Source organism: Bacillus sp. FSL R9-9492 (assembly GCF_038007365.1).
In the GTDB taxonomy this organism is placed as follows: domain Bacteria; phylum Bacillota; class Bacilli; order Bacillales; family Bacillaceae_G; genus Bacillus_A; species Bacillus_A mycoides.
On sequence record NZ_JBBOXC010000001.1, the window covers coordinates 4421085 to 4441479 of the forward strand.

General features: G+C 35.8%; 22 protein-coding genes, 1 pseudogene and 2 other annotated features. Of the genes and pseudogenes, 9 read left to right on the plus strand and 14 right to left on the minus strand.

What is annotated here, in order from left to right; translation table 11 throughout:
• The first annotated feature begins 207 nt into the window (after window positions 1-207).
• Entirely contained in the window at window positions 208-1047 is an 840-nt protein-coding gene (locus MKY70_RS22690; protein ID WP_088034221.1) for a GNAT family N-acetyltransferase, read from the plus strand.
• A 15-nt stretch (window positions 1048-1062) separates the two neighbouring features.
• Complete coding sequence (locus tag MKY70_RS22695; protein WP_088034219.1) at window positions 1063-1947, plus strand: alpha/beta fold hydrolase; 885 nt, start codon at window positions 1063-1065, stop codon at window positions 1945-1947.
• A gap of 36 nt (window positions 1948-1983) precedes the next feature.
• Here the strand turns inward: MKY70_RS22695 and MKY70_RS22700 are convergent, their stop codons facing one another.
• The 3 genes and pseudogenes from MKY70_RS22700 to MKY70_RS22710 form a co-directional block, all read right to left on the minus strand.
• Complete coding sequence (locus MKY70_RS22700) at window positions 1984-2484, minus strand: DoxX family protein (protein ID WP_002015237.1); 501 nt, start codon at window positions 2482-2484, stop codon at window positions 1984-1986.
• A gap of 216 nt (window positions 2485-2700) precedes the next feature.
• Window positions 2701-3093, minus strand: a pseudogene (locus tag MKY70_RS22705) (hypothetical protein); the annotation flags it as partial.
• On the minus strand, window positions 3094-3669 hold the full coding sequence (locus MKY70_RS22710) for a histidine phosphatase family protein (RefSeq protein ID WP_044442495.1): 576 nt from the start codon (window positions 3667-3669) through the stop codon (window positions 3094-3096). It abuts the pseudogene before it with no gap.
• A 169-nt stretch (window positions 3670-3838) separates the two neighbouring features.
• Between MKY70_RS22710 and MKY70_RS22715 the strand changes: the two genes are divergently transcribed.
• The 3 genes from MKY70_RS22715 to MKY70_RS22725 all read left to right on the plus strand — a co-directional run bounded on the left by MKY70_RS22715 (window position 3839) and on the right by MKY70_RS22725 (window position 5938).
• On the plus strand, window positions 3839-4177 hold the full coding sequence (locus MKY70_RS22715; protein ID WP_002088722.1) for a hypothetical protein: 339 nt from the start codon (window positions 3839-3841) through the stop codon (window positions 4175-4177).
• Window positions 4178-4462: 285 nt separating this feature from the next.
• Window positions 4463-5542, plus strand: a complete 1080-nt coding sequence (locus MKY70_RS22720; RefSeq protein WP_341025740.1) for a transposase — start codon at window positions 4463-4465, stop codon at window positions 5540-5542.
• A gap of 273 nt (window positions 5543-5815) precedes the next feature.
• Entirely contained in the window at window positions 5816-5938 is a 123-nt protein-coding gene (locus MKY70_RS22725) for a DUF4023 domain-containing protein (RefSeq protein WP_000071861.1), read from the plus strand.
• A gap of 43 nt (window positions 5939-5981) precedes the next feature.
• On the opposite strand, the gene MKY70_RS22730 is transcribed toward MKY70_RS22725, so the two are convergent.
• Window positions 5982-7220: a TolB family protein gene (locus MKY70_RS22730; protein WP_113734193.1), complete on the minus strand. Its 1239-nt coding sequence runs from the start codon at window positions 7218-7220 to the stop codon at window positions 5982-5984.
• Window positions 7221-7449: 229 nt separating this feature from the next.
• On the opposite strand from MKY70_RS22730, the gene MKY70_RS22735 reads away from it, so the two are divergent.
• The 3 genes from MKY70_RS22735 to MKY70_RS22745 all read left to right on the plus strand — a co-directional run bounded on the left by MKY70_RS22735 (window position 7450) and on the right by MKY70_RS22745 (window position 12984).
• Window positions 7450-10197 carry a S8 family peptidase gene (locus MKY70_RS22735; protein ID WP_341025741.1) on the plus strand — a complete coding sequence of 916 codons (2748 nt, stop codon included), beginning with the start codon at window positions 7450-7452 and terminating at the stop codon, window positions 10195-10197.
• A gap of 70 nt (window positions 10198-10267) precedes the next feature.
• Window positions 10268-10496: a binding site (T-box leader), on the plus strand.
• A 52-nt stretch (window positions 10497-10548) separates the two neighbouring features.
• Window positions 10549-10776, plus strand: a binding site (T-box leader).
• Window positions 10777-10934: 158 nt separating this feature from the next.
• Window positions 10935-12689, plus strand: coding sequence for an aromatic amino acid hydroxylase (locus tag MKY70_RS22740; RefSeq protein ID WP_060751081.1), 1755 nt, complete (start codon window positions 10935-10937; stop codon window positions 12687-12689).
• Window positions 12670-12984, plus strand: a complete 315-nt coding sequence (locus MKY70_RS22745) for a 4a-hydroxytetrahydrobiopterin dehydratase (RefSeq protein WP_193652059.1) — start codon at window positions 12670-12672, stop codon at window positions 12982-12984. Before MKY70_RS22740 ends, MKY70_RS22745 begins: the two co-directional genes overlap by 20 nt.
• A 16-nt stretch (window positions 12985-13000) precedes the next feature.
• Here MKY70_RS22745 and MKY70_RS22750 read toward each other — a convergent pair whose 3' ends face one another.
• The gene (locus tag MKY70_RS22750) at window positions 13001-13858 is read right to left on the minus strand and encodes a VOC family protein (RefSeq protein WP_002015247.1); all 858 of its coding nucleotides are present in this window, start codon (window positions 13856-13858) and stop codon (window positions 13001-13003) included.
• A 21-nt stretch (window positions 13859-13879) separates the two neighbouring features.
• Window positions 13880-14284, minus strand: a complete 405-nt coding sequence (locus tag MKY70_RS22755) for a DoxX family protein (RefSeq protein ID WP_002015248.1) — start codon at window positions 14282-14284, stop codon at window positions 13880-13882.
• A gap of 156 nt (window positions 14285-14440) precedes the next feature.
• On the opposite strand from MKY70_RS22755, the gene MKY70_RS22760 reads away from it, so the two are divergent.
• Window positions 14441-14986 carry a helix-turn-helix domain-containing protein gene (locus tag MKY70_RS22760; RefSeq protein ID WP_002015249.1) on the plus strand — a complete coding sequence of 182 codons (546 nt, stop codon included), beginning with the start codon at window positions 14441-14443 and terminating at the stop codon, window positions 14984-14986.
• A gap of 39 nt (window positions 14987-15025) precedes the next feature.
• Here MKY70_RS22760 and MKY70_RS22765 read toward each other — a convergent pair whose 3' ends face one another.
• The 8 genes from MKY70_RS22765 to MKY70_RS22800 all read right to left on the minus strand — a co-directional run bounded on the left by MKY70_RS22765 (window position 15026) and on the right by MKY70_RS22800 (window position 20385).
• A complete protein-coding gene (locus tag MKY70_RS22765; protein WP_002015250.1) occupies window positions 15026-15403 on the minus strand; it encodes a MaoC/PaaZ C-terminal domain-containing protein in 378 nt (125 codons plus the stop codon).
• 110 nt (window positions 15404-15513) lie between these two features.
• Entirely contained in the window at window positions 15514-15972 is a 459-nt protein-coding gene (locus MKY70_RS22770; RefSeq protein WP_002015252.1) for a GNAT family N-acetyltransferase, read from the minus strand.
• A 58-nt stretch (window positions 15973-16030) separates the two neighbouring features.
• A complete protein-coding gene (locus tag MKY70_RS22775) occupies window positions 16031-16558 on the minus strand; it encodes a GNAT family N-acetyltransferase (RefSeq protein ID WP_002015253.1) in 528 nt (175 codons plus the stop codon).
• A 294-nt stretch (window positions 16559-16852) separates the two neighbouring features.
• On the minus strand, window positions 16853-17248 hold the full coding sequence (locus tag MKY70_RS22780) for an ankyrin repeat domain-containing protein (RefSeq protein ID WP_002129192.1): 396 nt from the start codon (window positions 17246-17248) through the stop codon (window positions 16853-16855).
• Entirely contained in the window at window positions 17215-18033 is an 819-nt protein-coding gene (locus tag MKY70_RS22785) for an ABC transporter ATP-binding protein (RefSeq protein WP_002129193.1), read from the minus strand. The genes MKY70_RS22780 and MKY70_RS22785 overlap by 34 nt, the downstream gene beginning before the upstream one ends.
• Window positions 18020-19048, minus strand: a complete 1029-nt coding sequence (locus MKY70_RS22790; RefSeq protein ID WP_002015259.1) for a FecCD family ABC transporter permease — start codon at window positions 19046-19048, stop codon at window positions 18020-18022. Before MKY70_RS22790 ends, MKY70_RS22785 begins: the two co-directional genes overlap by 14 nt.
• 5 nt (window positions 19049-19053) lie before the next feature.
• Window positions 19054-20001, minus strand: a complete 948-nt coding sequence (locus tag MKY70_RS22795) for an ABC transporter substrate-binding protein (RefSeq protein WP_002015260.1) — start codon at window positions 19999-20001, stop codon at window positions 19054-19056.
• 147 nt (window positions 20002-20148) lie between these two features.
• The gene (locus MKY70_RS22800; RefSeq protein WP_002034123.1) at window positions 20149-20385 is read right to left on the minus strand and encodes a YrhC family protein; all 237 of its coding nucleotides are present in this window, start codon (window positions 20383-20385) and stop codon (window positions 20149-20151) included.
• Between the last annotated feature and the right edge of the window lie 10 nt (window positions 20386-20395).

The window sequence follows — 20395 nt, forward strand, 5'->3', positions numbered from 1 at the left end:
GAGAAAATGAGTTATATGTAAATTTTTTGTTAACTTATGTAAATTTAAGTTATAATTTGTATAAGTTTGTCTTTTCATATCAAGCATACTCCCCTTTACAAAGATAAATATAAACATGTTGGATTTCTTTTAATACGAACCTATTATTTTACATTTCGTAATATTATTCTTATTTTTTCTAGTTTAAATAGAAATATGGTGAACTTTATGAAAACAGTAAAACTAGACGAATCTTCCATTCCAGATTTACTCTCTCTTTGCGAATCAGTTGGGTGGTTACAGCATGCGAGTTTTATGAAAGAGCAATTCCATATGTACCTTTCCATTGGCACAATTTTTGGCTATGTACATGAGAATAAACTTATTGCAGCGGGCGGGGTCTTTTCGTTTGCCCCTGGATTTTCTTCTATCGGTATGTTAATCGTGCATCCTGATTTTCAAAGAAAAGGAATTGGCCGTATTTTGTTAAACAATAGCTTAAAAGTAACTTATCCATCGCTCCCTATTACGCTCATTGCAACAAAAGCTGGTGAATCCTTATATGAATCTTATGGATTTCAATCAATAACAACAATTCATCGTTTCGAAAAACAAGCGGCTCATATAAGTACAAATTCTTTTCCCATAAAACAAATTCAGCAAGCCGATCTTCAATCTCTCATTTTTCTTGATCAAACTGCGACTGGTGCAGATCGTTCTAAGCTTTATTTATCACTACTATCGAGAGCAACTTACTCCTTTAAAATAGAGCGGGATAATCAAATAGATGCTTTTGCTTTATGCATACAAAAAGGAAATGTACTATGTATCACTCCGCTTATTTCAAAAAAAGAAAAAGACGCTATTCAGTTATTAGAAATAATTTGCAACTCGTGGAATGGGACAATACGCATTGATGTTCCGCACTCACAATTCATTTTCCGTCAATTTCTTCAAACAGAAAATTTCCAGGAAACGCTCCTTTCACCTCTTATGATAAAGAACGGTAATCAACTTCCTGGAAATCGTAATATACTATTTGCTATGATAGATGCAGCGTTATGTTAGAAAGGGGACACCTAATTGAAGCGATTTAGCTATTTTATGGTAGGTTGTCTTACTCTTACACTATTAGTAGGATGTAGTGCAGCAGAAAAGCCAGTAGAACAAGTAAAACAAGTTAAAAATACAATTACAGCGAAACTAACTACCGAGGAAAAAATGGTAGAGATAGATGGTCAAACGATTTACTTTAAAAAGATTGGTGATGAAAAACCACCTTTACTTATGATCCATGGATTTGGAGGATCATCCAATGGTTTTCAAAAGGTTTACTCAGATTTAGCAAAAGATCATACGATTATTTCTGTTGATGCTTTAGGATTCGGACGTTCCTCTAAACCGATGGATTTTTATTATTCTTTCCCAACTCATGCAAATTTGTATTATAAGTTAATGAAAAAATTAGGGTACGACTCATTCGCAATACTGGGACATTCTATGGGCGGAGAAATTTCTCTTAATTTAACATATTTATACCCCGAAGCGGTTACCCACCTTATTTTAACTGATGCTACAGGCGGCCCTCATACGTTCGTTAATAAACAAGGTTCACCAAAACCAAAGTTGTCGACTGATTTAAGTGCCGTTTCTTCTATTGCAGATTATGATGAGAGCAAAGTTAAATTCAAGCGTAATGATGAAGAGCATTATAATAAAATGAAATTATGGCCTAGGCGTCTTCAAATCAACGCAACTGAAATCAAGCAACCAACTTTAATTATATGGGGAAGAAATGATAATAGCGTTTCTTGGAAAGAAGGAGAAACTTATCATCAATTCTTAAAAAATAGCACTTTCCATATTATTGAAAAAGGTTATCATGCTCCATTTCGTCAAGAGCCACAAGAATTTGTAGGGTATGTAAAAGATTTCTTCGAGAAAAATCCTATAAGTGCTGAAAAATAAACGGGTATCTCATTTTGAGATACCCGTTTTCATATATTAAGCAGCTTGCTTTTGGCGTTTTTGAATTTTTGATCCTAGTACTTTTGGAATAACTAAACCATCAATTCCAAGTTTTCCAGCATTCATACCAGAAACAAGAACGAACATGGATAAGATAACCATTTCAGGGTTTACACCAATTGACCCACTAAACATATAGGAAAAGTTCATTACAAGACCGAAAAAGACCGCTGTTTTTGTTAAACAGCCTACAATTAAACCAATTCCGACTAAAATTTCTCCCCACGTCACAAGTGTATTAAATAAATCAACGTTTGGAATTGCAAAATCTTGTAAGAATGATGCCCACCAAGATTGAACAGCTGGTTGTGCTCCTTTAGATTTTTCAATTGCACCTTGTAAATAACCAGTTGCATCGAAGCCTTTTCCTTGTAGTTTACCGATTCCAGCCATTACCCATGTGTAACCAAGATACACTCGAATTATCGCTAATACAAAAGAAACTGCTTTGTTTTCTCTTAAAAATTGAATAATCATATCTTCCTCCTAAAGTTGTAATTAAGTCAGTTACAGATAATATAATAACATTAGTTGCTTACTTTTAAAACGTTAATCGTGAATAATTTGTGACATACATAAAAAACATTAAATACTAACGTTTATATAGTAACTTTCATTACCTGTAAAAACTTGAACATATCATACCACAGGTGATAATCATTTTCATTGAAGAAAATGTAAAAAAACTGTGAGTTAAATGTGAAACGCATTCATTCGAATATAGAATAAATCCGTTTCATATTGTTTATATACTCGAAATGTACATGTCTCCTCATCGGTTAATCTCGCTTCTCGAACAACTTCTTCTAATGTTTTGTCATGGTTAATAAACCCGTAAAATAGGCGTATTGTAAACATAATTGCTACATTTCCATCTACATAATCTATCAATCCAACATATGATTTTACACCACTATGTAAAAAGGATTCTACTAGTTTCAACTCCCCAAACTTATACCAACCATTTACAATATGTGTAATATGCAATTTTGCATATTACTTAATTTCCGCTACGCTAAAGTATACTCTCGGCTCATTTAAGTCGTACACATCTTCTCCTAACTCTTCCATTACAAATTTCCTCTCCTATAAGTCCATTTCATATATACCCGTTTCTTTCAAAAAATCAGCTCTAGTTAAAGCGACTTTCTGTAAATATTGCCTATACGCTGTAATTGTTCCATCGTGTGCAACGATACAAATTTTTTCTGCTTTTAACTGATAGCACCAGTGCAGAAATTCATCTACTATTTGCTGAAATTCCATCTCCGAGATGATATTGACTCCCTCATTCCATAGCAATTCATTTCTACTTTCTTCTAATGAAAAATGTGGAAATAAATTTTGTATTATCTTTCGATCTAACAATTGATCGCACGGTAATGTTTTGGCGGATTCCCGATAAGGAAAAATACGCGGGGATATATATGGGTGAACAATTTTTTGACAAGCAACTTCCGCACTCCATATTGTCGCAGTTTGTAAAGTTCGGAGTGTAGGACTAGCGATTAATATATCCTTTTCTTGTAATGGTACATCGCACTGAAGCAATTCAGCCTGCTTCTTTCCCACGCCCGTCAATGGTGGATTCACTGCTTGTAAACTTAATGGTAAATCTTTCGTATGTTCACCTTCACCATGCCGAACAAAAATAAGTTTCATTCTCCTCTTCCTCTCACTAGAAAATGGTCTCACATATTTCTTCCCTATTTTTTTCTTTACTCCTGCTATTTTAAAAAGTAGAATGTAAAAAGTATTTGACATCAACGTTTGGAAAATATTACAATTATATATGTAAAATACTTTTTACAAGAAGAGGAGGATTACAAATATGAAATGGATTATCGTCTTTATGGGAATGATCATATGGGGATACATAAATGGCTTTTTTAATAGTGATAAAACTGCTAATCCTTGGATTACAGATGATGAGCGTGAAACAAAAATTAAACAAAAAGCAATTATCGCAAGCTGGTCTGGTGTTTTCATATTTTGTATCATGAACCTCTTAAACAAATGGTTAGGTTTAGGAACGAGCGATACATCACCTTACTTACCATCTTCTGTCGCAACTATTTTAAAAGAAAATGTAGAGTTACAAGTTTTACTTATGTTATTCATTACAGCTTTTCCCGAACAAGAAAGCCCATCGCCTTTAGGCATGGGATGAAAGTGAGGTTGGATACGGAGTACCACTAAAAATCGCAAGGTTCGTGGTACTTTAAGTATCCAAAGTATAGGTAGTTTCTTCGGAGTTTTATTGGAATCTTTCGAAAATAAATGATATAACTAGAATAAATGATGATAGAAGGATATTTCAAAGTGTTTGAGAGGAAGATCTCCTCGTTTCATGCAGTTGTAAGGTTTATAAACACGTTCTGATTTTGTTATGATTGCTAGAAATGTATCAGATGAACACGATGTTGAAAATCAAAAAAACAAGGGGATGAAACGTATGTCACAGACCCTAACAGTGAAAGTGAAATTGATTCCAACAAAAGGACAAATCTGTTTATTGGAACAAAGCAGTCAAGAATATATAAAAGTTATAAATACACTTGTATCGGAAATGGTGGAAGCAAAGAAAAGTACGAAAAAAAGCACAAAAGATATTGAAGCAAATATCCCAAGTGCAGTGAAAAATCAAGCGATTAAAGATGCGAAAAGTTTGTTTGCTACAAAAGTAAAGAAAAGCCATTATAAAATCATCCCAATTCTAAAGAGACCTGTTTGTGTATGGAACAATCAAAATTATTCATTTGAACCTACTTATATTTCAATCCCATTTAAGGTAAATGGAAAGTCGACTCGGGTAAAAATCCGAGCTTTATTAAGTGATAAAAACAATCGTAATCTGAATCTGTTAAAACATAAATTAGGTACACTTCGCATCACAAAGAAATCGAATAAATGGATAGCCCAAATATCTGTCACACTTCCTATCAATAAAAGGACAGGAACGAAAATTTTAGGCGTAGACTTAGGTCTCAAGGTCCCCGCGGTAGCAATCACAGATGATGATAAGGTTCGTTTCTTTGGGAGTGGTAGGCACAATAAATATAAGAAGCGTAAGTTTCGTAGTGTTCGTAAGAAGTTAGGAAAAGACAAAAAGGTGAAAGCCATTCGGCGAATGGATGATAAAGAGCAAAGATGGATGCAAGATAAAGATCACAAAATAAGTCGTGAGATTATTGATTTTGCGATTGCAAATCATATTTCTGTCATTCGATTAGAACAACTAACGAATATAAGACAGACGGCAAGAACAAGCCGTAAAAACGAAAAAAACCTACACACTTGGTCATTCTATCGTTTGTCACAATTTATTTCGTATAAAGCAATGATAGCTGGTATTCAGATTGAATATGTGAATCCAGCTTATACAAGTCAAAGTTGTCCGAAATGTGCTAAAAAGAATAAGGCTCAAGATAGAAAATATAAGTGTCCATGTGGGTTTAAGACACATCGTGATATCGTTGGAGCGATGAATATTCGCTGCGCAACTGTGATTGATGGTAACAGTCAATCAGCCTAAGCACCTTTATGGTCTGGTTTAGGAGGGGCAATGAGATGCCCTTATCTTGAAGGCTGTTCAAAGCAGAAATGGATTGCGAACGCTTAGTCATTCAAGAATCCCACCCGTAAATCCATAAGGATTCGGGCTTGCGACTTTAGTCGTGGGAGTCTCAAGTACGGACTATTTTACTTATACTACCGAAGAAAACTAAGCGCTTAACTTTTATCTCATGATTTTCCTCCTAAATGGTTATAGTAACTAGGACGCAATGAAAAAAGGAGAGATATAAAAATGAGTAACTCAAATGATTTTTTAGATACATTACATGAAAAACAAGCAAAAGATGAACAAAATAGAAAGCGCCAAGGGAACGGAAACCCTGCGAAAAAAAAGCCAAATAAAACACATAAATAACATTGAAAAACCTGCCTGAAAATTATATTTCAGGCAGGGTTTTTTACTCGTCTTTAACCGAAACGACATCTTCCCAATTCCATTTCTCATAATACCACTCTGGTACATCTATATTTTCAATCCACTTCTTCTCATGTTTTCCATCGTTATGAGCAAGCCATACATCAGCTTTCTTACGATTTGAACGGAGCCACATTAATTGGTTGCTTTTCTTACTAAAAATAGGGTTATAATCGCCTTGGCTATTGGATGGCTTTGTAATTTGATGTTGTTCATCTGTTGTACTATTTATTTCATATAAAGATGGTAGTGGTCTTTTTTCTAGAGGGACCGATAGCTCTGCTTCCTTTGCCCTTGAAACGATAATTACATTCTCGTTCTTCCATGTGAAATCCCAATCAACATAGCCTTTTGGAGTAAATGTATTTTGCTGGAGAGCCGGCAATTCTTTTATTTTTAAATGCTTATTCTCTAAAGCAACTCTCCCGCTTCCTTCAATATAGGCTAATATATTTTTTGATGGCGCCCATTTGAACCATTGTGTGTTTAATAACATTTGATCTACTGTTTCAAAACGACTGCCGTCTGATCGAATTAAGCAAAGGGTATTACTATCAGCTGACAAAGAAGCTGTTGGTACTGCCAAAAACGAAATCCATTTTTGATCTGGCGACCACTTAAATCCACTTCCAACTAATGCTAAAAAATCATCATGCTCATTCGGTAGTGCATATAAATGTTTCATCTTATGAGGATTCATATTTGCATCCTTTTGTATTTCATATAACTGAGCACCTGTCCATCCTGTTGGAAGCAAGTACGCTTCTGATGATACAAGGAACTTCTTACCATCAGGATACCATGCATAGTCACCGACACCATTAGCTACGTTTTCAAAATCTGCTTTCTTTTTTTCAGCATCAAATGTATTTAATGTGCGTGCAAATACAAATGCAATTATATTCTCTGTTGGTGACCATTGATAATTCGATGCTTCTGATTGAGATGGTGTAACTTTCTTTCCATCTTTCAGCCGATACAGTTCAAAGTGATTTCGCTTCTTTCCTTTTGCATATGCAAGCCATTCTCCATTGTGTGACCATTTCGGCCCTGTTATGTACTCTCCTTTTGTAATTTGTTTTTCTTTTTCACCGACTTTAATCCATAGATTATGATTACGAATAAAGGCAACTTTTACTCCATTGTTTTCTGCGCTAGTAATAGAACTTGAACAGAAAAAAAGGAACAAAATCACGATTCCACTTACTATAAACCTTTTCATATAGCACCCCCATTTCCCCCTTTAGCATTCCTCATATTCCGCTTACTATATGCAAATATTATCCATTCGACATAATTCCAAAAAATTTCCCAAGAAATTTTCAATTCAAAGAGGTTTAGTATGAATTATGTCGAATGTATAGTTTAGCCAACATCCGTTCCTATAATTAACGATAAAAATGTAATATTTATTTTCGGAAAATTGGCACTTTTTATTAGGGGGAGTTTCAATGAAGAAAACTACATCAACACTATTAAGTATGGCGCTCGTCTTTTCGAGCTTTGGAGCATTAAGCGCCCATGCTGAATCACTGCAAAAAGAGAAGCAATTTAGCCCACAGTTAAAAGCAAATATTGAACAATGGGGAGAAAACAAAATCGCGCAAAATGTTGAAACAAAAACATCAAAAAAAATTTCAGTTATTGTAGAATTGCAACATGCTCCACTCGCTTCACAAAGTAACATTCAACATGCTCCGGACCTACAAAATAGCAATGTGCAATCATACCATGCACAACTAAAAAAAGCACAAGAGGATACAACAAAGAAAATAAAAGAAAAAGCACCGAAAGCAACCATAAAAGAAACGTATAGTACGTTATTTTCTGGATTTTCTATTTCTATCCCAGGGGATCAAATTGCCTCTCTAGCTTCTTTACCTGAAGTGAAAGCAATTTATCCGAACTTAACATATAAATTACATGAAACGTCAAAAAGCCTAGCAGATCAAGAAACACCAAACGTTGGAGGCCCTACAGTTGGTGCACCTGAAGCTTGGAATTTAAAAGATCCGACTGGCAAACCCCTTGATGGGAAAGGGATGAAAGTCGCTATTATCGATTCAGGTGTCGACTATACCCATCCTGATTTACAAGCAAATTATATCGGTGGCTATGATACAGTCGATGAAGATAATGATCCGATGGATGGAAATGTCCACGGTACCCATGTTGCTGGAATTATTGCTGGTAACGGAAAAATAAAGGGGATTGCTCCGAATGCTTCTATACTCGCTTACCGTGTCATGAATGATGGTGGTACCGGTACGACCGATGATATTATTCAAGGTATTGAGCGAGCTATTCAAGATGGTGCCGATGTTTTAAATCTATCTCTTGGTCAAGATTTGAATGTACCTGATCAACCTGTAACAATGACGTTAGAACGCGCAGCAAAACTTGGTGTTACTGCAGTCGTCTCAAATGGAAATGATGGACCAAAACCTTGGTCTGTTGACGCTCCTGGTAACGCAAGTAGTGTCATCTCTGTTGGTGCATCTACTGTTTCTATTCCATTTCCAACATTTCAAGTAGCTGGTTCCAATAAATCTTACCAAGGATTACCGTTATCAAAATCAGATTTCCAAGTAGGCAACGATGCTCAGCTTGTATATGTTGGCTACGGTAATTCAAGTGATTACGCTAAACAAGATGTGAAAGGTAAGTTCGCCCTTGTTTTACAAGGAACTTCAAGCACGTTAGTAAAAGCAGAACAAGCGAAACAAGCTGGCGCTCTTGGCGTGCTACTAATTTCTAACGAAAAAGAAATTAATCTTATGCCCGAATATTTTGCACGTGAAGATGTAGCTCTTCCAGTTATGCAACTATCAAATACAAATGGCGAAGAGTTAAAAACTTTAATTACAAAACGAAAGAAAAATATAAAAATTGGACAACCAAAGCAAACCGAACTTATTGGTAACTTCAGTTCAAGAGGACCATCACAAGGAAGTTGGCTCATAAAACCTGATGTTGTTGCACCTGGAGTACAAATTACTAGTACTGTCCCAAGAGGTGGCTATGAATCTCACAACGGAACAAGTATGGCTGCGCCACAAGTGGCGGGAGCCGTTGCCCTGCTGCGTCAAATGCATCCTGATTGGACGACAGAACAATTGAAAGCAGCTCTTGCCAACACTGCAAAAACATTAAAGGATGTCAATGAAAATACATATCCTGTCATGGCACAAGGATCTGGTTTAATTAACATTCCAAAAGCAGCCCAAACAGATGCATTAGTGAAACCTAACAATGTAAGTTTCGGTCTTATTAAACCTAATAGCGGCAAAGTGAAGTTAACACAAAATATTACGTTACAAAATCTTTCTAACAAAAAGAAAAACTTTTCAACTCGCATTGAATTACTAGATACAAAAACAAAAGTCCAGACTTCTTTCTCTTCTTCTATTAGTGTGAAACCTAATAGTAACATCGAAAAGCCTTTTACTATTACTGTAGATAGCTCCTTACCACAGGGTGTATATACAGGAAATCTATATGTGAAAGAGCAAGGGAAGACTGAAGAAATACGTATTCCATTTACGTTTAGCATTGATCCGAAAGAATACAAACGTATTGATGGTCTTGAAATCGTTAATTCTACTTTTAGTCCAAATAATGATGGAATACTAGATGACAACCTGATCAATTACTATTTAGTTACACCAGTGGAGGATGTAACATTTCACGCTAATTTAATTACGAAAGACCGTGTAACATATCAAGGCATGATACATCAAGGTAAAAACGAAACACCTGGTTATAAATCTCTCAAATGGAATGGTACGAAAACTGACGGATCTCCTCTACCTGATGGCTTATACCAAATCGAAGCTGTTGCTTCTAACTCTGGTGGAGAAACGAAACAGACAGGAGCTGTGTTCGTCGATCGCACTGCACCGAAATTATCACCTGAAGTAGATCAAGAAAACCTTGTAATTAGAGGGAAAGTAGATGATATACTTTTAGACTGGATGACAGAATCTGGATGGGTTGCTCCAGGACATCCAGTAACGATACAGTATGAAATTAATGGAAATGGTGTATGGGAAAATGCCTTCTTGAACCATTGGGAGAAAAACTTTGAAATTTATTTCGATCGCAATCAATTACAACAAGGGAAAAATACAATCCACATTGTAGCAACCGATGCAGCTGGAAATAAATCTAATTTGAACGTCGATTTAGAAGTGAAATAATAAAATTATTGTTGACAAGCTTTTAAATATAGTTTTATAATACAAAACATAGTTTAGTTGAACAAATTATATATCGGCTTTGAAGGAATACTAGTAGCGACTTATATCCCTGTCTCAGAGAACTGATGGTTGGTGTGAATCAGTACATATACAAGCGTGAATTACAATTCTGGAGCTTCTTTCCCGTAATGCTTTTTATGCATGAAGAGAAAGACGGATCTTTCCGTTATCTTAAAGTAAGTGGTAAACAATTAATTGTTTACAAATAGGGTGGTACCGCGATTTTTATCGTCCCTATCGGATTTTCCGATAGGGGCTTTTTTGCGCCTTCCCCTTTTAAATAAATTCATATATTATGCGTTGAAAGAATCGCAGTAGTATCTTATATCCCTGTTTCAGAGAGCTGATGGTCGGTGGAAATTAGCACATATATAAGTACGAATTACAATTCTGGAGCTTCTTTTTCGTAGTGCTTTTATGCATGAAGGAAAAGACGGAGTTTTTCCGTTATCATTAGTTGAGATGTAAGTATATTTCCACTTACAAATAGGGTGGTACCGCGATTCTTTCGCCCCTATCGGATCTTCCGATAGGGGCTTTTTCTATTTCTCACACAAACAAATGTTAAATAATTCCGAATGTTATGATAAAATTTTATAAGCGCTTACAATTATAAAGGGAGGTGGTACAAGACGAAACAGGTATTCATTTTTATAGAGAAAAAGGAGGATGTCTAAATGACAAAGAAAACAGAAATTCCATCACATTTAAAACCATTCGTATCTACACAGCATTATGATCAATACACGCCGGTGAATCACGCTGTTTGGCGTTACATTATGAGACAAAACCATAGCTTTTTAAAAGATGTTGCTCATCCATCCTATGTTAACGGACTACAATCATCTGGTATTAATATAGATGCAATTCCAAAAGTAGAAGAAATGAATGACTGCTTAGCACCAAGCGGCTGGGGAGCTGTAACGATTGACGGACTTATTCCCGGCGTAGCATTCTTCGATTTTCAGGGGCACGGATTACTACCAATCGCAACAGATATTCGTAAAGTAGAAAATATCGAGTATACACCCGCTCCTGATATCGTTCATGAAGCAGCAGGACACGCACCGATTTTACTCGATTCTACATATGCAAAATATGTGAAGCGCTTTGGGCAAATTGGAGCGAAAGCTTTCTCAACAAAAGAAGAACATGAGGCTTTTGAAGCTGTTCGTACATTAACGATTGTAAAAGAAAGCCCGACTTCTACACCTGAAGAAGTTGCAGTTGCTGAAAATACTGTAATCGAAAAACAAAACTTAGTTTCTGGTTTATCAGAAGCAGAACAAATTTCACGTCTTTTCTGGTGGACAGTGGAATACGGATTGATTGGAAATATAGACGATCCTAAAATCTACGGTGCTGGTCTCCTTTCTTCTGTTGGTGAAAGCAAGCATTGCTTAACAGATGCTGTAGAAAAAGTTCCATTCTCAATTGAAGCTTGCACAGGAACAACTTATGACGTGACAAAAATGCAGCCACAGCTATTTGTTTGTGAATCATTTGAAGAGTTGACTGAGGAACTTGAGAAGTTCTCTGAAACGATGGCATTCAAAACAGGTGGCACAGAAGGATTAGAAAAAGCCATTCGCTCCGAAAATCATGCTACAACTGAGCTAAGTAGTGGATTACAAATTACCGGTACATTTACAGAGACAATTAAAAATGATACTGGTGAAGTCATTTATATGAGAACAAATACACCAACTGCATTAGCAATTAATCATAAACAATTGGTGAATCACTCTACATCTGTACACAAAGATGGATTTGGTACACCGGTCGGATTACTAGATGGTAATATCGCATTAGAAGATTGCACAGAAGAAAAGCTACAGTCATTAGGCATTATAATTGGCAATCTCGTCGAGCTTTCCTTCACAAGTGGAGTCCATGTAAAAGGAACAGTAACAGACATTGTAAAGAACGATAAAAAAATCGTCCTTATCTCATTTGCAGGTTGCACAGTTACTCATAAAGATTGTTTATTATTCGATCCTTCATGGGGAACTTTTGATATGGCTGTTGGTTCAACAATTACTTCTGTATTCCCAGGAGCGGCAGATGCGGCTGCATTTTTCCCGATGGATGAAGAAGTACATGAAACTCCTGCTCCGCTTGTATTAACTGAGGTTGAACGTATGTATCAAACAGTTCGCGACATTCGTAATCAAGGTACATTACAAGACGCTCATGTCGATCAACTAATAGCCATTCAAGAAGTGTTAAATACATTCTATCCGAAAGAATGGTTGCTTCGTCTTGAAATTTTAGAATTACTTTTACAACATAACAAAGGACACGAAACATCAACAGTTTTATTAAAACAACTTTCTACTTTCACTACTGACAAAGCTGTAACACGCCTTATTACTAACGGGCTTGCATTACTTCCAATAAAGGATGTGAAAAATGATGCTACGATTAGCTGACGAAGAAGTACATGAGGAATTAGCGAAGTTAGATAAATGGGTATTGAAAGATGAAAAATGGATTGAAAGAAAATATATGTTTTCCGACTACTTAAAAGGAGTCGAATTTGTCTCTGAAGCCGCCAAACTATCAGAAGAACATAATCACCACCCATTTATCCTTATCCAGTATAAAGCAGTCATTATTACTTTGTCATCATGGAATGCAAAAGGTTTAACGAAACTAGATTTTGACCTTGCAAAGCAATTTGATGAACTATTTTTACAAAATGAAAAAGCTATTATAAGAAAGTGAAAAAAGAGAAGCCTTTTTAGGCTTCTCCTTTCACTTTAAAATGTATACAATGTCCAAACGGATCCTTGGCCTGTAATATTCCATCTTTATACGTAGCAACTACGCCAATATATTTTAAACTTTCACACACTTGCTCTTTTTGTTTTTCATCTGCTAGTACAATTGTGAAATATTTCAAACCAACGGAATTTGGCATTTGTGGTGGTATACCTTCACCCTGCCATGTATTTAAACCGATATGGTGATGATAACCACCTGCTGATACGAACAACGCTCCATTACGAGCTGGAATCGTTACATCAAAACCAAGGCCATCAACATAGAAACGTTTCGCTTCTTCTAAGTCAGCTACATGTAAATGAATGTGCCCCATCACAGTACCAGCCGGGAACCCATTCCATGTACTTCCTTGCTGTAATAATCCTTCGCCGTCTAACGGGTTACTAACAAATGGTAGCTCTCCATTTTCATCATGCCAAACTTCTTTTTGGCGATCATGATAAATTTCAATCCCGTTTCCATCTGGATCAGCTAAATAAAGAGCTTCACTAAAGTAATGGTCAGCCCCACCATGTAATGGGTGTACTCTCTCAACAAAATGACGAAGAATATTTGCTAAGTCTTGTCTGTTTGGTAATAAAATTGCATAGTGATATAAACCAGTTCGACCTCTTTGCTTCGGAAGAGCGTCTTCCTTTTCTTCTATGATGAGAAGTGGCTCATTGTCCTCATTACCAAACGTAACGATTGTACTTTTTTCTTCCAGTACCTTCATACGCAATACTTCTGTATAAAACTCTAGCGATTTCTTTAAATTTGATACATATAAATGAACAACCCCAAGTGTTGTTTCGGGATGAAGTGGAAAGCCCATTTTGTTATACCCCCATTTTAATTAATTCTTCTTTAACATTTTCTCTTTTAAGAAATTATCTACAAAACCATTAGCTTTCGCAACAAATAAGTAAGCACCCATCGCTAATAATGCAAGTTCTAACTCAAATCCAGGATTTTTCCCGTCTCCTAACAAACCAGCTGACCATTTTACTTTCACAATCGCTCCAACCATAACAAGTGCAAATAATAAGCCAATATACCTTACGCCTAAACCTAGAATTAACAATAGACCTCCAACTAATTCAACTGTTGCTACACCGTATGCAAGTCCTCCTGGTAAACCAATGCTTGTAAACCACCCTGCAATATTGTCAATTCCTGATTGGAATTTTGTTAAACCGTGCATAAAGAACGTTACCCCTAACACGATACGAATAATTAAGTTACCAATATGTTGATTCATTTCTTTCTCTCCTTTATAGTTTTGTTATACAAAACTTTTATTTACATTACAAAACATACACTAATTATTTTTATTCGTCAATTCATTTTTCATGAGAAAAAATATTTTTTTTTTGCTATGATACAAATAGTTGTTTACAAAAAGGAGCATGATTTTATGAATATCGGTTCTGCGATTCGTGAAATTCGTCAACGTAGAGGAATTACGATTGCCCAAATTTGTGAAGGAACAGGTCTTTCTAAAGGCTTTATGAGTCAGGTTGAAAACAATAAAACATCACCATCTATCTCAACTTTAGAAATGATCGCTAATTTTTTAAATGTTCCCCTTCCATATTTATTGTTAGAACAAAAAGATCGTTTGAAAATTGTAAAAAAAGAAGAGCGTAAATACAGTGTGTATGGAAAAGATGAACAAAGAATTGAGCATGTTGCGGAGCAAGGTGGTCTCCGCCTATCTCTAGTAGAAATTTCTGCCGGATTCCCGAAAGAAAACTCACCAAATGCTCATGAAGGTGAAGAGTGTCATCTTGTATTACGCGGAAAACTAGAAGTTCAACATGGAGAAGATATTGCGATTGTAGAAGAAGGTGATTCTTTCTCTTGGAATGCATGCGTTCCTCATATTGTTCGCAATATAGGTGAGGAATCTGCATTATTACTTATCTCTAGTCATGCGGAAAATCGAAAACGTGTTTACTAAACGATAAAAAAGAAGCCTGTTTCGTAACAGGCTTCTTTTTTATTCCCTTATAATTCCATAACTCGTCCCAACTAGTACGGTCTTTTCATGTTGATTGCGATAAACTGACTCAATTGAAACTTTTTTATATCCTTCCATTTGCTCAATATTTGTTAAAGTTAATTCACAAGTAACCGTATCCCCTGTAAAAACTGGTCTAATAAACTCACTTACTAATTCCCTCGCTATGTAATGTAACTCTTCGCCTACTTTCGTCCCAATGCTAGCAGTCAATAAACCATGGACCATTAATCGTCCATTCTCATCATATTCCATATGATGTCTACCTTTATCGCCTGTAATATTTGCAAATTCAAAAACTTCTTCCTCGGTAAATCTTCTTTCGTATTTAAATATATCCCCAACTTTTACATTCATTTTTATCCCCCGTTTAATAAACTGAATTTTCTTTTATTTTATCACAAAATGAGTCTCAGTTCAGTTTATATTATTAAAATAGCAATCCTTTTTCTTTATTACCTTATAAGTTATCGATGCCCTTCCTTTTTTGCCACTTGATACCCATAGTACGCACATGTTCCATTTCTTGATAACTCTCTTACTTCAAAATCACAACTTCTATAAAAATCAAAATTGTTAGCGGACGTATGCGCAAACCAATCGCCATGCGGAAGCTTTTGTAAACAAAGAGCTACAAGTTTCTTACCTAACCCTTTCCCCCTATACTCACACTTCACAACTAAGTTTACTATGTTAGCAACCATGATTTGATCAGAAATAACTCTAACCATCGCGACCATTTCTTCTTCATCCCAAATTGTGAAAGCCCATGTTGAATTTTCAAATGCAATCGTAAACTTTTCAATTTGCCAAGAAGGGATATTATCATTACTCCAGCCAGCATCTTCAAATAATGTCTTAATCGCATATGCTGGCACTCCATTCGTTCCTTCACGAATAATTAGTCCATTATGATAAATATACATGTAATCCCTCCCTTTATTTTTTATATAACATTCTCCAAAAAATGCAATTCACCTTTTTTCATCCAACCCGCTTAATGGAATAAACGAGAACATCCATCTCATGAAATGAAGTTGTTTTCTCATAACTAAGCCCTGTTTTTCTAGCAACAAATATTGAAGCTGGGTGGTTCGGATTAATAAGTGAAATTAATTTATTCATTTGTAATGCTTGAAAACCATAGTCTCGAAATGCCGCCGCAGCCTCTTTCGCATACCCTTTCCCCCAATACTTAGGAAGTAGCCAATAGCCAATCTCAATTTCCTCTTTTCCATCTACCTTCTGCTTGACAAGTCCTGCATGACCAATTCTTATCCCAGTTTCCTTTTCAATCATTACAAATAAACCGAGACCATTTTTATAATTTGGAAGTACCCTCTCCTCCAAACTTTTTTTACATTGCATAAATGTTTTTAACGTTCCATTTCCAATATAGCGCATTACCTTCTCATCCCCCCATAAAGAAGCATAAAATGGTAAATCATCCATTGTATATTTGCGAAATTGTAAGCGATCTGTATGGAACACTCTTTTATTCACTCCCATCATTTTGAACCTCATTACATAACAACATATTTCAAACTACGTAAGTGTTGAATAATTCATATCAAGAAAGTTACCAAAAAGAAAGAAAATTCAATCTTATAAAAGTGTATTATATCAAAAAAAAGCAGTAGACAAAAGAGTGTCTACTGCATCCATATCATAACTAGTATAAAGAAAACTACAATTGAGGGGGTGTAGGATTTTCAAATATACTAGATACTTATCCCGTTCTAACGGGCGGTAAACCTTCCAATCCTTTGAGTGGAAAGTTTACCGCACATAAGAACTTTGCGGTCATTAAGAAAGCACTGTTAAGTACTCAAATACACGCTGAGCTTTTTCTCCACCCATTCGTGCATGTTGAAGAAGAGAGATGCCATGTGGGCCAGATGCACGTAATGCTTCTGGTTGTGCTACTAAAATGGCTTGTACGACTTCAAGTTCACCCAGCATAGCTGCTGCAAAAATATCCATCCGAGCTCCCTTTTCCAGTAAATAAAGAGCAATATCTTTACGGCCTACATGGGCCGCTGCTCCTAAGGCACTTTCCCAATCTGAGCCACCCCAATTATAAGAAGCATGAAGTAAGCTCGGTGATTCGGCCAAAAGCTCCTGTACTCTTTCTAGATCTCCGTGAGCTGCCATAACAAATTCCCTTACTAACTCAGTGGTAATACGCTCGTCTGTTTGCATCTCTCTTCTCCCTTTTCACAAATTCGTTTCGGTGTAAAAAATGGCTTGTCACTCCCTTGGAATATATCAACTTCAATTCCAAATACACGCTGAAACATTTGATGACATAGTACTTCTTCTGGTACGCCATCATACTGAATCTTCCCTTGTTTTAATACGAGTAAACGATCGCTATATTGAGCCGCTTGATTAATATCATGTAAAACCATTACAATCGTCATACCAAACTCTTCGTTTAATCGTTTAACAAGTTCCATTACTTCTAACTGATGGACGATATCTAAAAAGGTTGTTGGTTCATCTAATAGTAAGACATTTGTGCGTTGTGCAAGCGTCATTGCAATCCAAGCACGTTGCCTTTCTCCTCCTGATAAGGATTGTAAAAGACGATATTCATACCCTTCAAGCTTTGTAACAGACAATGCCCAATCAACAATTTCTTCATCTTCTTTATTTAAGCGACTACTCCATGATTTATGAGGACCTCTTCCGAACTCTATTAGTTCTTTCACTGTTAAATCTAATTGATGATCGTGCATTTGTGGTAACATCGCTAATTGCTTCGCTACATCTGCACTCTTCATCGTATAAATATTTTCCCCATCTAAAATGATGTCTCCTTCGCTTTGTTTAAGTAGCCGTGCTATTAAACGAAGCAAAGTAGATTTCCCCGATCCATTCGGACCGATTAAACTAACGATTTCTCCAGCTTTAATATGTACATTCATATTTTGCATTTGAAATCTTTCAGAATGTGCGTAAAACACTTTGTTAACGGAAATCACGTTGTTTTCCTCCTCTATGGATTAAATATAAGAAGAACGGACCACCTAAGAAGGACAATAAAATACCAACAGGCAATTCGATTGGATCGAACCAACTTCGAGCTATCGCATCCGCAAAAACAAGTAATATCCCACCGCCAAGGCATGATAATGGCAGTAAATATTTATAGTCATTTCCAACTAATAAACGTAACATATGCGGTACAACAAGACCGACAAATCCAATAAGACCAGAAACACTAACTGCTATTCCAGCTAACATTGTACTTACTACTATTAAATAAAACCGACTTCTTTCCACGTTATATCCTAATAATTTTGCCATTTCATCCCCAAGCATTAATACTCGAATATGTTTAATACCGAAGAAAGCTAATATAATAGCGAATATCGCATAGTAAATAATCATATTTAAATGTGCCCAACTAACACCACCAATACCACCAGCTAACCACGGTAAAACTGATTGTACTTTGTCGCTATGTAATAACATTAGCGCTGAAGTCGCTGCACCAATTAAGGCGTTTATTGAAACACCTACTAATACAATTCGTGAAGGTGGCGCCCCCTTTTGCCATGATAGTGCGTAAATGACCATTGCTGTAATAAAAGCTCCTAAAAACGCTCCTAGTGGTAAGAATGCCATATGTTGAGGAAATAAAATCATGATTATAATTGCTACAAGACCTGCTCCTGATGAAACTCCGATAATTCCAGGATCTGCAAGAGGATTTCTCATAACCCCTTGCAATAATGCTCCTGATGCAGCTAAACACGTTCCTACTATAAAACCAACGAGCACTCTCGGTATACGAAGATCCCATACAATTCGATGAACTGTCGAACCTTCATCTTGTATACCTTCTATAATGTCTCGTAAAGAAAAAGATAAGCTCCCTGCAAAAAGGCCATAAAAAAGACCTAGAACAGTTAATACGACTAAAGTAACTGTTATTATCCACCTTTTTCTCGCAAAAGGATGTTCCTTTTCTCTTACTATTTCACTACTCTCCATACTTATCATTTCCTTACATCTTGTATACTTTTATACATAAAGTCCATCGCTTCTGTAACTTTTGTCCCAGGATTTGATCCAAATAAATCTGGTGGTAAAATAACTACACGATTTTGTTTTACTGCATCTAAATTTTTCCATGCTTCATTTTTCATCATTTCGCCTTCAAATGCTTTTTTCACACTATTGGGATCTCCATGTGTAATTAAATAAATCACATCTGGATTTGCTTCAATAATACGTTCTACACTTAGCTGTGCATATTGCGGATACTCTTTCATTTCTGGAAAACTAGCTGCGATATTTTTCCCGCCTGTTTTTTCTAAAATATCCCCTGATAGAGATGTTGGTAATGCTGCTAAATAAGTGCCTGGTGCTCCATAAACTAGCAACGCTTTAACATCACTCTTTTTCTCATATTTCTTCATTTGATCATTAATTTTTTGGTTAAGCTCTTTTGCTTTATCTTCTTTCTTCATTACTGTTCCATACATTTCAATACCCTTTTGAATATCTTTTACAGAGTTGGCTGAAGAAATGATTACTTTTGTTCCTTGTCCTTCGACCGTTGGAATGTTCTTTTGGAATCCATTGTTAGCAACAAGTACATCCGGTTTTAAACTAGCAATTTGCTCAAAATTCGGTTGATGTGCATTCCCGATTACTTGTGCTTTCTTTAATTCCTCTGGGAGAGTTAATTTTGTATCAGGACGACCTACTATTTTTCCACCTAAAGCATGAATAATATCCATGTCTCCCATACTCAACGTAGCAAAACTTTCAGGAACTTTATTGAATGTTATCTTTCTGTCTGAGAGATCGGTAATTTCGATTTTGTCTGTTCCTTTGTCTGTTTTTGTTGCGGATGCTTTTTCGTTTTCTTTTGCACTGCAACCTATTAATAAGAAAAAAATAGATAAGATCGCTGTGAACAGCGTAATAGATTTGTTCATTCTTTCACCTCTAATTGATAATAATAATCATTAACTACTATTCTACTTTAATTGATAAGGATTATCATTGTCAATATGAAACGCATACATTTTCTACAAAAATGAAAAAACGCTACAAAAAGATTTCTTCTTTTCGTAGCGCCCTATTTAACAATTTTCTTCATATTCGCTCTCCTCTAATTGATCACGCATCGTTCTAACACGCTTAAAGAAGAAAAAAGCAAGAACTAAAAATACAATAATACTCCCCATCATAACAAAAGACTGTACCATACTTTTTATTCCACTTGGAATTAATAAACCGATCATTAAAAATGTACTTATAGCTAAAAGTACTTGTGCAAACCGGGTATAATCTGCTATTTTTTCTTGTAATTCTTTCATCTGCTTATCA